Annotated in this window: 14 protein-coding genes; 3 read left to right on the forward strand and 11 right to left on the reverse strand. The window is 69.0% G+C overall.

What is annotated here, in order from left to right:
* Nucleotides 1-2 precede the first annotated feature (2 nt).
* Nucleotides 3-1013 carry a beta-N-acetylhexosaminidase gene (gene nagZ, locus ACR80S_RS12460; RefSeq protein ID WP_435403348.1) on the reverse strand — a complete coding sequence of 337 codons (1011 nt, stop codon included), beginning with the start codon at nucleotides 1011-1013 and terminating at the stop codon, nucleotides 3-5.
* 63 nt (nucleotides 1014-1076) lie between these two features.
* The gene (locus tag ACR80S_RS12465) at nucleotides 1077-1739 is read right to left on the reverse strand and encodes a TetR/AcrR family transcriptional regulator (protein ID WP_435400159.1); all 663 of its coding nucleotides are present in this window, start codon (nucleotides 1737-1739) and stop codon (nucleotides 1077-1079) included.
* A 260-nt stretch (nucleotides 1740-1999) separates the two neighbouring features.
* Here ACR80S_RS12465 and lexA point away from each other — a divergent pair, with 260 nt between their 5' ends.
* Entirely contained in the window at nucleotides 2000-2650 is a 651-nt protein-coding gene (gene lexA, locus ACR80S_RS12470) for a transcriptional repressor LexA (RefSeq protein ID WP_435400160.1), read from the forward strand.
* Nucleotides 2651-2690: 40 nt separating this feature from the next.
* Nucleotides 2691-3740: a DNA polymerase IV gene (dinB, locus tag ACR80S_RS12475; RefSeq protein ID WP_435403413.1), complete on the forward strand. Its 1050-nt coding sequence runs from the start codon at nucleotides 2691-2693 to the stop codon at nucleotides 3738-3740.
* 35 nt (nucleotides 3741-3775) lie between these two features.
* Here the strand turns inward: dinB and ACR80S_RS12480 are convergent, their stop codons facing one another.
* On the reverse strand, nucleotides 3776-4447 hold the full coding sequence (locus ACR80S_RS12480) for an energy-coupling factor ABC transporter permease (RefSeq protein ID WP_435400161.1): 672 nt from the start codon (nucleotides 4445-4447) through the stop codon (nucleotides 3776-3778).
* 26 nt (nucleotides 4448-4473) lie between these two features.
* A complete protein-coding gene (gene purU, locus ACR80S_RS12485; protein WP_435400162.1) occupies nucleotides 4474-5328 on the reverse strand; it encodes a formyltetrahydrofolate deformylase in 855 nt (284 codons plus the stop codon).
* A gap of 228 nt (nucleotides 5329-5556) precedes the next feature.
* Here purU and ACR80S_RS12490 point away from each other — a divergent pair, with 228 nt between their 5' ends.
* A complete protein-coding gene (locus tag ACR80S_RS12490; protein ID WP_435403414.1) occupies nucleotides 5557-7167 on the forward strand; it encodes a ribonuclease J in 1611 nt (536 codons plus the stop codon).
* 177 nt (nucleotides 7168-7344) lie between these two features.
* Here the strand turns inward: ACR80S_RS12490 and ACR80S_RS12495 are convergent, their stop codons facing one another.
* The 7 genes from ACR80S_RS12495 to mobA form a co-directional block, all read right to left on the reverse strand.
* Complete coding sequence (locus ACR80S_RS12495; RefSeq protein WP_435400163.1) at nucleotides 7345-7635, reverse strand: H-NS family histone-like protein; 291 nt, start codon at nucleotides 7633-7635, stop codon at nucleotides 7345-7347.
* A 187-nt stretch (nucleotides 7636-7822) separates the two neighbouring features.
* Nucleotides 7823-8815, reverse strand: a complete 993-nt coding sequence (gene moaA, locus ACR80S_RS12500; RefSeq protein ID WP_435403415.1) for a GTP 3',8-cyclase MoaA — start codon at nucleotides 8813-8815, stop codon at nucleotides 7823-7825.
* Nucleotides 8816-8851: 36 nt separating this feature from the next.
* Nucleotides 8852-9316, reverse strand: a complete 465-nt coding sequence (moaE, locus tag ACR80S_RS12505) for a molybdopterin synthase catalytic subunit MoaE (RefSeq protein ID WP_435400164.1) — start codon at nucleotides 9314-9316, stop codon at nucleotides 8852-8854.
* A gap of 4 nt (nucleotides 9317-9320) precedes the next feature.
* The gene (gene moaC / locus ACR80S_RS12510) at nucleotides 9321-10175 is read right to left on the reverse strand and encodes a cyclic pyranopterin monophosphate synthase MoaC (protein WP_435403349.1); all 855 of its coding nucleotides are present in this window, start codon (nucleotides 10173-10175) and stop codon (nucleotides 9321-9323) included.
* A gap of 10 nt (nucleotides 10176-10185) precedes the next feature.
* Nucleotides 10186-11466 (reverse strand): molybdopterin molybdotransferase MoeA, encoded by a 1281-nt coding sequence (moeA, locus tag ACR80S_RS12515; RefSeq protein WP_435400166.1) that lies wholly within the window; start codon nucleotides 11464-11466, stop codon nucleotides 10186-10188.
* On the reverse strand, nucleotides 11463-12095 hold the full coding sequence (mobB, locus tag ACR80S_RS12520) for a molybdopterin-guanine dinucleotide biosynthesis protein B (RefSeq protein ID WP_435403350.1): 633 nt from the start codon (nucleotides 12093-12095) through the stop codon (nucleotides 11463-11465). Before mobB ends, moeA begins: the two co-directional genes overlap by 4 nt.
* Nucleotides 12096-12119: 24 nt before the next feature.
* Nucleotides 12120-12713: a molybdenum cofactor guanylyltransferase MobA gene (mobA, locus tag ACR80S_RS12525; RefSeq protein WP_435400168.1), complete on the reverse strand. Its 594-nt coding sequence runs from the start codon at nucleotides 12711-12713 to the stop codon at nucleotides 12120-12122.
* Between the last annotated feature and the right edge of the window lie 3 nt (nucleotides 12714-12716).

A 12716-nucleotide genomic window follows, 5' to 3' on the forward strand; every position in this document is an offset into this window, starting at 1 on the left:
GGTCAGGCCAGGGCCTCGAGATGGGCGTGTACGCGGCGCCAGCGAGAGAGCGCGGGGAGGCTCGCGAGCTCCGGGCGGGCGCGGCCATAGCGCAGCCGGGTCAGGCGGCTTGCACCGGGTCGCTCGCGGCAGGCATCAATAACTTCCAGGGCGGCGGCGCGGTCGTTGCAGACCAGCAGCATGTCGCAGCCGGCATTCAGTGCCGCCAGGGCCCGCTCGCCGGGGCGGCCGGCACTGGCGGCGCCGGCCATGCTCAGGTCGTCGGAGAAGATCACCCCCTTGAAGCCGAGGCTCTGGCGCAACAGGCCGAGCCAGGCGGGCGAGAAGCCGGCGGGGCGCGGGTCGAAGTCGGAGTAGACCACGTGGGCGGGCATGATGCCGTTCAGGCGTCCGGCGAGACGAGCAAAAGGCACCAGGTCGCGCGCTCGCAGGGCGTCGAGGGGGCGCGGGTCCACCGGCAGCTCCAGGTGCGAGTCCGCCGCCACGCCGCCGTGGCCGGGGAAGTGCTTGCCCACGGCGACCATGCCGGCTTCGTGGAGGCCGTCGATGAAGGCGCCGCCGAGCGCGGCGACGATCTCGGGGTCGGCGGAGAGGCTGCGATCGCCGATCACGCTGGAGGTGCCGTCATCGACGTCGAGCACCGGCGCGAAGCTGAGATCGAGGCCGCAGGCGGCCATCTCCATGCCCAGTAGCCAGCCGGCGTCCTGGCAGAGCCGCCGGGTGACCTCGGGCTGGGTGGCGAGCCCAGCCGCCAGCCGCGCCATGGCCGGCAGCCGGGTGACGCCCTGGCGCAGGCGCTGCACCCGGCCGCCCTCCTGGTCAATGGCCAGCAGCAGCTCAGGGCGCACCGAGCGGATTGCGTGGCTCAGCTCGCGGACCTGCTCGGCCGATTCGGTGTTGCGGGTGAAGAGGATCACTCCGCCCACCTCGGGCCGCGCCAGCAATTGGCGCTCCTCAGGGGTGAGGGCGATGCCTTCCAGGTCAAGCATCACCGGACCGAGGGTCGGAGGCATGGTCGATTCCTTGGCATGAAAGGAGTGAGATACTAGGGCATCACCGGCGGGAGTGACAGCCGCTCAGGCATGGACTGCCTGCGCAACGGGAGTCGGCAGCGGGGCCTGCATGGCCGAGACCACCACCGGGCGCAGGCGGCGAATCAGGTCGCGCACGGTGACATGCTCTCCATAGTCCTTTTCGGCGATATCGCGCAGGGCGTCAAGGCCGGAGAGGGTGAAGATCACGGTGCCGAGCATGAAGTGCAGGCGCCAGAAGCGTTCGGCGTCGGGCAGCTCGGGGGTGGCCTGGCGCACCAGGTCGGTGAAGCGGGTGAAGACGCTGCCGTATTCCTCCTGGATATACCGGCGTAGATGGCCCTGGGCCTGGCTGTAGGCGAGCCCTAGCAGGCGCATGAAGACCTTGAGGCTGTTGCGCTCCGCCGGCACCTCCAGCACGCTTCGCGCCATGGTCTCGAGCAGCGCCTCCAGGGGGATCACCTCGTCGCCGTAGTCCGCCTGGAGCTCGTCCAGGGCGCGGTGGAAGCGCTCGGTGAAGGGGTCGAGGTAGCGGGCGAACACCGCCTGGATCAGCGACTTCTTGGAGCCGAAGTGGTAGTTCACCGCGGCCAGGTTGACCCTGGCCTTGCTGGTGATGGTGCGCAGCGAGGTCTCGGCGAAGCCGCGTTCGGCGAACAGCACCTCGGCCGTATCGAGGATGCGGGTGACGGTGTCGGTCTGGGCCATCTGGTAAGTCCTGACGTGAGTCCCGATAAGAGTCGCGGTAATAAACAGCTGTTTCAAACGTGTCCGAATTGTAAACCAGCCACGTACTCTTGCTCAATGGCCGTGTAGGGAGTGTGTTTTAAACGGTGCTATCCCGTTACCCCCTAGGCTGTTCTTTCTGGAGCGAGCCATGGCATCCCGTATTACTGGATGGAACATCATGCTGTATACTTGATCACTAACGTAACCATCCAGTCGCCGCTTTCCGCCCCGGAGGTCGCATGACACGCCCCCTCACCCAGCGCCAGCAAAACGTCTATGACTTCATCGTCAAGACCATTCAGGAGCTTGGCTATCCGCCCACCCGGGCCGAGATTGCCCGGGCCCTGGGCTTCCGCTCGCCCAACGCCGCCGAGGAGCACCTGCGCGCCCTCGAGAAGAAGGGTGCCATCCGCATGATCGCCGGCACTTCCCGCGGCATCCGCCTGCCCGCCCAGGAGCAGGAGGCCCCCGCCGAGGGCGAGGCCCCGCTCCAGGGGCTGCCGATCATCGGCGAGGTGGCCGCGGGCAGCCCGATCCTTGCCGCCGAGCATATCGACCGCTATTGTCCGCTGCCCCCGGAGTACTTCACCCCCCGAGCCGACTACCTGCTCCGGGTGCGCGGCCTCTCCATGAAGGATGTCGGCATCCTGGAAGGCGACTTGCTCGCCGTGCACCGCACCGAACGGGTGCGCGACGGCCAGATCGTGGTGGCCCGCCTGGAGGACGAGGTGACGGTGAAGCGCTTCCAGCGCAGCGGCCACGTGGTGACCCTGAGCGCGGAGAACCCGGAGTTCGCCCCCATCGAGGTGGACCTGCGCCATCAGGCGCTGGAGATCGAGGGCATCGGCGTGGGGGTGATCCGCGGCGGCAGCGGCCAGGCGCTGGGCTAGGCGCTGAAAAGGCGCGCTGCCGATGGATGAGACAGCCGCGGTGAGAAAGATCCTCCACGCCGACTGCGACTGCTTCTTCGCCGCGGTGGAGATGCGCGATGACCCGGCGCTTGCCGAGGTGCCGCTGGCCATCGGCGGCAGCCCCGAGCGGCGCGGGGTGATCGCTACCTGCAACTATCCCGCCCGGGCCTTCGGCATCCATTCGGCGATGCCCACCGCCCGGGCGCTGCGCCTCTGCCCCCACCTCACCCTGCTGCCCGGCAGCTTCGATAAGTACCGCGAGGTGTCGCGCCAGATCCAGGCGATCTTCCATGAGCTCACCCCGCTGGTGGAGCCCCTCTCCCTGGACGAGGCCTTCCTCGATGTCGGCGAGGTGGAGCGCTTCTCCGGCAGCGCCACCTGGATGGCCCGCTGGCTGAAGCAGGAGTGCCTGGCGCGCACCGGCATCACCCTCTCCGTGGGGGTGGCGCCCAACAAGTTCCTGGCCAAGATCGCCAGCGACTGGGAGAAACCCGACGGCCTGACCGTCATCACCCCGGAGCGCATGGAGGCCTTCCTGCGTACGCTGCCGGTGAAGAAGCTCCACGGCGTGGGCCCCGCCACCGGGGCGCGCCTGGACGCCATGGGCATCACCACCTGCTCGGCGCTGCGCGAGGTGCCCCTGGAGCGCCTGCTGGAGGCCTTCGGCAAGTTCGGCAAGCGGCTGTTTGAGTTGGCCCGGGGCATCGATGAGCGCCCGGTGCGCCTGGAGCGGGAGCGCAAGTCGGTCAGCGTGGAGACCACCTTCGCCCATGACCTGCCGGATCTGGCCAGCTGCCGCGAGGCCCTGGCCCCGCTCTGCCAGCGGCTGGAGGAACGCCTGGCCCGCCACGGCCACCCGCCCCTGGCCGGCCTGGTGGTGAAGGTGCGCTTCGACGACTTCAGCCTGACCACCCTGGAGAGCCGCGGCCTGGCGCCCTCCCCCGAGAGCTTCGCCCGCCTGCTGGAGCAGGCCTGGGAGCGCGCCCGGCGCCCGGTGCGCTTGCTCGGCGTCGGCGCCCGGCTGCTGCCGGCGGCACGGCGCCGCCAGCTGGGCCTGCCGCTCCTCTAACGTGGCCCTTGGTCCTTGGCCCTTGGCCCTTGGCTCTATTTCGTATCGATATAGCGGTGGTCGTTGAAGGTGGCGACCCAGCCGGGGTGGTAGACCAGCAGGATGGCCATGAGCATGCCAGTGATGAAGGCCTCCGAGGGCATCAGCAGCGGCAGGAAGCGGGCATACTCCATGGCCTGGTAGAGGGCGTGGGCGTCGCTGGCGCCGAGCGCCATCAGCCCTACTGCTGTGAGACCTGCGGCCAGCGTGGAAAGCGCGGCGCCGAAGAAGCCGCACAGAAACAGGAAGACCATCAGGTTGTCCGGCAGGCGGCGATCCACCAGGCGCCAGACCAGCACCGTGACCAGCGCCGGCATCACCCCGGTAACCAGCAGGTTGACGCCCAGCAGCGGCCAGTCGACCCGGCCGGTGACCACCGCTGCGAGATTGACGATCAGGATCGAGGCGAGCGCCAGCGGGGCCTTGAAGACCAGGGTGAGCAATGCGGTGAACATCAGGTGCAGGGAGAGCCAGTCGACCGCCTGGGCGCGCAGCTGCCACATCAGCAGCACCGCCACGGTGGCGGCGAGCCAGCGATGCTGCAGCGCGGTGTCATCGAGCAGCGCCCGCCAGGGCCGCTGGGCCAGCGCCATGCCATAGAGCGCAAGCGATAGCAGGCCACACAGCATCAGCAGCCAGGGGGCGAGCACCGCTTGGGAAAAGGACATGGGGCGCCTCTCGTCGACTCGCCCGGTCAGGCGAAGACCACCGTCTTGTTGCCGTGGATCAGCACGCGATCCTCCAGATGCCAGCGCAGCCCCCTAGCCAGCACCGCCTTCTCCACGTCGCGGCCGAAGCGCACCAGGTCGCCGGGGGTGTGGCAGTGGCTGACGCGGTGGATGTCCTGCTCGATGATCGGGCCAGCGTCGAGCTCTTCGGTGACGTAGTGGCAGGTGGCACCGATAAGCTTCACGCCACGCTCGTAGGCCTGGTGATAGGGCTTGGCACCGGCGAACGAAGGCAGGAAGCTGTGGTGAATATTGATCACCCGCCCGGCGTAGCGTTCACAGATCGACGGCGGCAGGATCTGCATGTAGCGCGCCAGCACCACGCAGTCGGCCCGAACCTCATCCACCAGACGCACGACCTCGCCGAAGGCGGCCTGCTTGTCATCGGGGCGCACCGGCACGTGGTGGTAGGCGATGCCGTGCCACTCCACCAGGCCGCGCATGGTCTCGTGGTTGGAGATGACCGCGGCGATGTCGCAGTCGAGCTCGCCGGCGGTCCAGCGGTAGAGCAGGTCCACCAGGCAGTGGGACTCCTTGGAGACCATCAGCACCACCCGGGGGCGGTTGCGGGTGTCAGAGAGTGCCCAGGTCATGTCGAACGCCTCGGCGATGGGCGCGAAGGCCTCGCGCAGCGCCTCGGGGGGCATGCCGATGGAGTCGGCCAGGATCTCGTAGCGCATGAAGAAGCGCCCTGTCTCCAGATCGGAGTGCTGGCTCGCCTCGGTGATGGAGCCGCCGTGGCCGGCGATGAATCCGGACACCCGGGAGACGATGCCGACGCAATCGGGGCAGGAAACCACCAGGCGGTAGTAGTGTGACATGGCGTGCCTCTGGCTTGGGCTAGGAGTAAAGGCCGACAGTTTAACGAAAACAGGGGGTTCCGGCACCCGCGAAGCGGCGCGCGTTGTGGCTGCCCGGGGCCTTCCCGTATAGTGAAGGCACATTTTCCGAGCCCACTGCCCCCGATGCCCCAGCACAGAGTCCAGATTCGCCCTCGCCGCCGCCCTCCCCTGCACTTCCTGCCGCTGGGCGGCTGCGGCGAGATCGGCATGAACCTGAGCCTCTATGGGTATGGTGAGAGAGACCACGAGGAGGAGTGGGTCGCGGTGGACTGCGGGATGATGATCCGCCAGGACCTCCCCGACAGCCCGCTTCAGGTGCCCAACCTGGACACCCTGACCACCCTGGGGATCCGCCCTCGGGGGCTGATCATCACCCACGGCCACGAGGACCATATCGGCGCCGCCGCCTGGCTGTGGCCCACGTGGGGCTGCCCCATCTGGGCCACCCCGCTGGCCGCCGGCCTGTTGCGCGCCAAGTTCATCGAGCGGGGCCTCGCCACCGATGCCATCAGGGTCATCGAGCCCGGCGAGGCACTGGAGACCGGCCCCTTCACCCTGCGCTACCTCCCGCTGACCCACTCGATTCCCGAGAGCTGTGCCCTGCTGCTAGCCGCGGGCGAACACCGCGTGCTGCACACCGGCGACTGGAAGCTCGACCCCGAGCCGCTGATCGGCAAGCCCATCTCCGCGTCCACCTTCCGCGCCATCGCGCCAGTGGATCTCGTGATCGGCGACTCCACCAATGCCCCCATGCCGGGCCACTCGCGCAGCGAGGGCGAGGTGGCCCGGGCGCTCGAGCACACCATCGCCCGCTGCGAGGGGCGCGTGATCGTCTCCTGCTTCGCCAGCAACCTGGCGCGGGTGCTGGCCATCGGCCGCGCGGCCCGACGCAGCGGCCGCCGGGTGAGCCTGATGGGGCGCTCCATGGAGCGCATGGTGGCGGTGGCCAGGGGCCTTGGTTACCTGGACGACTTCCCGCCCCTGGTCCCCACCTCGGACCTGGGCTACCTGCCCCCCAACGAGGTGCTGGTGATCGCCACCGGCAGCCAGGGCGAACCCAGGGCGGCGCTGAGTCGTCTGGCCCGCGGGCGCCACCACGCCATGGAGCTGGGCGCAGGGGACAGCGTGATCTTCTCGGCCAAGGCGATCCCTGGTAACGAGCTGATGATCGAGCGGCTCAAGAGCGGCCTGAAGCGGCTAGGCGCGACCCTGCTCGACGAGTTCAGCCATCCGGAGCTGCACGCCTCCGGCCACCCCGCTCAGGAGGAGCTGCACACCTTCTATGGCTGGGTGAAGCCCCGCCACCTGCTGCCGGTGCACGGCGAGCCGCGCCACCAGCAGGCCCACCGGGAGCTGGCCGAGTCGCTGGGCATCCAGGCGCCGCTATCGCCCTTGAACGGCGACATGATCCGCCTGGACGCCGAGGGGCTGACGCGGGTGGCCCGCCATCCCCAGCCGCCCTGCATCATCAGCCAGAACGCCGTGGCGCCGCTGCCTGGCCTGGCCGGTGACAGCCCGGGCCCGCGCCACGGTAGCCTCTACCTGGCGGTGTCGGTCACCGCCACCGGCGAGGGCGGCTGGACGCGCATCGGCCGACTGATGCTGGACGCGAGCCAGGCCAGCCCCATCGACGAGGAGGCCTTCACCGACTGGCTGGACGGCACCCTGGAGTCACTGGTGGGGGATACGCTGGCCGAGCTGCGCCTGGCGCTGCAGCCGAGGCTCGTGGGCTGGTTCGCCGATCACCTGCGCCGACTTCCGGAGATCCACCTGCAGATCCTGGCCGTGGAGGCGCCCTCGACGTCCGAACTGGGGTAAGCGCCATTGCAGCAGGAACAGGGCAGGCGCAGAGATGCCGAAAGAGAACAAGAAAGCCGCTCATCGAGCGGCTTTTTTCTGGGCTGAGTGACGATTTCAAGGAGGCCTTCGGCCTCCATTCGCTCAGCAAGGCTGAGCTCCCACCAGTAGAAACAGCCTCGTTGCCAAGGGAATGGCTCAAGCCTTGGTGGCGTTCTTCGGCGGACGGCCGCGCTTGCGACGCGGCGGGTCGAGCACCAGGTCATCGACGGAGAGACCCGCCTCGCTGATGGCATCGAGGATCTCGGAGCGCTTGCGCTCCTTCTGCACTTCCTCATCCTGGCGCTGACGCTCTTCATCCTTCTTCTGCTCGATCACTTCCTCGATCACCTCGGAGAGCTTGTGCAGCTGCTCCATGCTGAGCTGACGAGCGGCGGCGCGGGCGACGTTCTTGTTGCGAGCGATACGCTCCAAGGATTCGCTGGACATGGATCCCCTCCTGAACCGGAATAATGAGACGGGCTTAGCGTGTGTGTAAGGGAAAAGTATATGCATCATGGTCGGCTTGGCAAGAAAAGCCGCACGATTCAGGGAAAGAAAGGCCGGCCATAAATGTCCGCCATGGCCGGCGATAGGTCAGGGAAAATGACCGGGAGACGTGGTCGGGGAAGCTGGCTCAGCCGCCGGTCATGTTCATGAAGCGCACCACCTGGACCTCGCCGTCGGTGGTGAAGTGGTGGCGCTCGGGCTTGAGGGGCATGGCCGCCACGATGGCCCGCTTGAGGGCGTCGATATCCCCCGGGTGGGCACGCAGTACGCGGCGCAGATCCACCGAGTGCTCGTTACCGAGACAGAGCAGCAACCGCCCCTCCACGGTGACACGAACCCGATTGCAGGTAGAACAGAAATTGTGGCTGTGGGGTGAGATGAAACCCACCCTGATATCGCTGTCGGCCATGCGGAAATAGCGTGAGGGGCCGAGGGTACTCTCGGTGGTGGGGTTCAGCGGGTAGCGTGTCTCGATCAGCGCCTGAACCTCGTCGCTGGAGCAGTAGGTCTCATCGCGACGATGGTCGGAGACATCGCCCAGGGGCATCTCCTCGATGAAGCTGATATCGAGCCCCTCAAGGCGGGCGAACTCGACGAGATCGATCACCTCGTCATCGTTACGCCCCTTGAGGATGACCGCGTTGAGCTTGGTGCGCTCGAAGCCGGCCTCCCGGGCGGCACGAATGCCATCGATGACTCGGGCGAGATCGCCGGTGCGGGTCAGCTGGCGAAAGCGCTCGGGGTCGAGGGAATCCAGGCTGATATTGAGCCGCGTCAGGCCCGCCTCGCGCAGCCGCCTGGCGACCTTCGGCAGGGTCGCGCCGTTGGTGGTCATGGCGAAGTCACGCAGGCCCGGCAGCGCGCCGATCTGCTCCACCAACTGGTCGATATCGCGCCGAACCAGGGGCTCACCGCCGGTGAGGCGCACCTTCTCGACCCCCAGTTCGACGAAGGCGCGGGCCACCAGGGCGAGCTCTTCCAGGGTCAGCACCTGGGCGCGAGGCAGGAAGGTCATCTCCTCGCTCATGCAGTAGACGCAGCGGAAATCGCAGCGGTCGGTCACCGAGATACGCACATAGCGCACGCGCCTGCCGAAGTCGTCGATCAATTCCTGGGGCAGCGTTGTCATTGTCATTCCTCGTGCTTGTGGCGCGAATCAGGCCTTCCAGCGGCTCGCATCCTCGTGGTCGGAGTGGCGCTCGGCGACCCAGTAGTCACCTTCGCTGGCGTGCTCCTTCTTCCAGAAGGGGGCGCGGGTCTTGAGGTAGTCCATGATGAAATCGCAGGCCTCGAAGGCCGCTCGTCGATGGGCACTGGCCACCGCCACCAACACGATAGGGTCTCCGGGGGCCAGGCGTCCAATGCGGTGGATCACGCGCACGCCGTCCAGGGCCCAGCGACCCCGGGCCTCGGCGACGATGGCCGCGAGCGCCGACTCGGTCATGCCGGGGTAGTGCTCCAGGGTCAGGGCGGTGAGCTCCGGACGTTCGTTGAAGTCGCGCACCAGGCCGGTGAAGCAGACCACGGCGCCGATATCGGTGCGACCGGCCAGCAGCGCGCGCTGCTCGTCGCCCGCATCGAAGGGCGCTTCCTGCACGCGAACAAGGGCGTCATCGGTCATGGTCTCAACCTCCGGTGACGGGGGGAAAGAAGGCCACCTCGTCCTCATCGGTGATCGGGGTGACGTCGCTGGCCATCACCTGGTTCACCGCCACCAGCACGCGCCCCTCATCGAGGGCCGCGAAGCGCGAATCCAGGCCCTTGAGGGCCGCCTTGAGGCCGCCGACGTCGGGCCGTGCCAGGTCGGCAAGGGGCACGGAGAGCTCGCCCACGCCGAGCCGTTCGCGCAGCTCCGCCAGACACTTGACGCGGATGCAGGGCGAGGCGATGTCGCAGCGACTGCCCAGGGCCACCCGGCCACCGTGGTACTGGCCCGTGACGATGGGTCCCTCGGCGCCGGTGACCACGGTCTCACCGGCGGCCTGGCCGATGCCCTCACCGACGACCTCGCCGCGGCGATAGTCGCCGGACTTGCCGCCGGTCTTGGCCTCCAGCCGGATCGCGTTGATCACCATGTCCTTGTCCACCGCCTTGCACATGTCGTAAAGGGTCAGGCAGGCCACCGAGACGGCGGTGAGCGCCTCCATCTCCACCCCGGTTCGGCCGTTAAGCCGACAGGTGGCGGTGACCTCCACGCAGCTCTGTGCCTCGTTGAGGGTGAAGTCGATGGCCACCTTCGACAGCGCCAGGGCGTGGCAGAGCGGGATCAGCTCATGGGTGCGCTTGGCGGCCTGGATGCCAGCGATGCGCGCGGTGGCCAGCACGTCGCCCTTGGGCAGGCCGCCCTCGGCGAGCAGCGCCAGGGTCTCGGGTCGCATGGTGATGTGCCCGGAGGCGCTGGCCTCCCGGCGGCTCTCCGGCTTGTCGGCGACGTCCACCATATGGGCTTCGCCGCGGGCGTTGAGATGGGTCAGTGACATGGTCAGTGCCTCACGGATAACGGAACAGGGGTTGTAGGGTCACCGCCTCGCCGGCGGTCACGGCCGCACGCTCGGCGGCGATCTCGATCAGGCAGTTGGCCTGGACCATGGAGGAGAGGATGCCGGAGCCCTGGGCGCCGGTGACGGCGACCCGCAGCCGCCCGTCGGCATCGCTGTGATAGACGCCACGCAGCAGGTCGACGCGCCCGACGCGGCTCTTCAGCGCCTGCTCGGCGATGGCCGTGAGACGCGGCGGCTCCACCACCGCCCTGCCCTGCAGCTTCGCCAGCAGCGGGGCGACGACCTGCAGGAAGGTGACCATGGCCGCCACCGGGTTGCCGGGCAGGCCCAGGAAGGGGACCCCTCGGAGGCCGAGCCGCCCGCAGGCCAGCGGGCGGCCGGGGCGGATGGCGATCTTCCAGAAGCCGAGCTCGCCCCGCGCCGCCAGGGCCGCCCGGGTGTGGTCGGCGTCGCCCACCGAGACCCCACCGCTGGTGATCACGAGATCCGCCTCGGACGCGGCCCGGGCCAGGGCCGCGGCGATGGCCTCGCGCGAATCGGGCAGGATGCCCAGGTCGAGCACCTCGGCGCCGTGCTCGGCGGCCAGCGCCATCAGGCTGTAGCGGTTGGCATCATAGATGCCCGCCTCGGGCAGCGTCTCGCCCGGTGCGGTGACCTCGTCGCCGGTGGAGAAGAGCGCCACCCGGGGGCGGCGGTGGACCATCACCTCGGCGCGGCCCAGGGAGGCCAGCAGGCCCAGCTCGGCGGCTCCGATTCGGGTGCCGGCGGCAAGCGCCACAGCGCCACGGGCGATATCCTCGCCGGCTCGGCGCACGTTCTGGCCGCACCGGACCCGCTCGGGGGAATCGACGATGGCCCAGCGAGCGCCGTCGGCGCCCTCTTCTACCGCCAGCTGCTCGCGCATGATCACGGTATCGGCACCAGGGGGCAGGGGCGCGCCGGTGGTGATGCCGGCACACTGGCCGGGGGCCAACTCGTAGGTGGGCGCGTGGCCGGCGTGGATCTCCGCGACCCGACGGAAGCGCGCCGAAGCGGTGTTCTCTTGCCCGAGCCCTGCGGGCCAGGCCACGGCGATACCGTCCATGGCGGCATTGGTGCGTTGGGGCACATCAATGGGCGAGACGGCGTCCTGGGCCAGCACCCGGCCGTGGGCCATGGCCAGAGGCTCGGCCTCGGCGGGCAGCGCGCCCGCGACCAGGGCGAGCACCGCCGCCCGGGCTTCCTCCACGGCCAGCATGCGCTCGCCCAGCTCGAAGCAAGAGAGGGTCATGGCGAGGACACCCGCTCATTGGACGGGCGCGGGACGCGCGGCTGGCGTTCCCGGGGCCAGCGCGCCGGCCAGGCGGCAATCCAGTCGGCCAGCGCCGCGAGGTCGTTGAGGTCCAGCGCCTCGACGCCGTCAGGCAGCACCAGCGGTTCGTCCGAGGCCACCGCCTTCACCCAGGAGTCCTGGGCTACCCGCAGCGGCTTGCCCAGGGCCGGGCGGTGCAATTCGAGCTTGGGCAGGGGCCAGGCCTTGAAGCCCTCCACCAGCACCAGGTCGGGGCGCTGGGTGGCCACCAGCGCCACCAGTTCGGCCAGGTCGGGCTCCTGCTGGTCGGGCGTCTCCATCATCATCGCCATCCGCGTCCGGGAGGCTACCAGCATGGGAGCGGCGCCGGCCTGACGCAGGCGATGGCTGTCCTTGCCGGGCTGGTCGACGTCGAAGGTGTGGTGGGCGTGCTTGATCACCGCCACGCGCAGGCCACGCTCGGCCAGGCGCGGGAGCAGCGCCTCGAGCAGCGTGGTCTTGCCGGTGCCGCTCCAGGCGGCGATGCCGAGCAGCGGCAGCGCTGCCTCCAGCGGCAGCGGCGTCGGGGCGCTCTCATCACACGGTCGGGGGTGCTGGGTCGAGCTCATGGGTCGGGGCTCATGTTTCAGAGATCATGGTTCAGGGCTCAGCACCGCTTCCAGGCGCTGTCTCTCGTCGTCGGTATTGAGGTTGGCAAAGGCCGCCGGGCAATCGGAGAAGTCGACCCGGCGCCAGGCGTGGCGAGCGTACCAACGGTCGATCTTGCGCTCGCCGCCCGCCAACGCTATAGCGAGGTCATCGGCCAGGGCAGTGCGGATCAGCGCCACCACCGGATGCAGGCGCTCGCCGTCACAGGCCACGGCAATATCGGCATCGCCCAGGCCCGCCGCCAGGCGTGCCACCAGGTCGTCGGGCAGCGCCGGGGTGTCACAGGGCACCACCACCAGCCATGGCGTCGCGGCGGCGCGCAGGCCGCTGTAGATGCCCATCAACGGGCCCTGGAAGCCCCCCTCGGCGTCCTCGATGACGCGATCCGCCAGGGCGGCGTACTGCGCCTGGCTGCGGTTGGCATTGATCAGCACCTCGGCGACCCGCCCGGCCAGCCGCTCGCCTACATGGGCCACCAGGGGGCGGCCGTGGAAAGCCACCAGCCCCTTGTCCACGCCGCCCATGCGGCGGCCCTGGCCGCCGGCCAGGATCAGGCCGGTGAGTTCGTGTTGCGTCATCTT

This window comes from Halomonas salsilacus (assembly GCF_051216275.1).
Taxonomy (GTDB): domain Bacteria; phylum Pseudomonadota; class Gammaproteobacteria; order Pseudomonadales; family Halomonadaceae; genus Halomonas.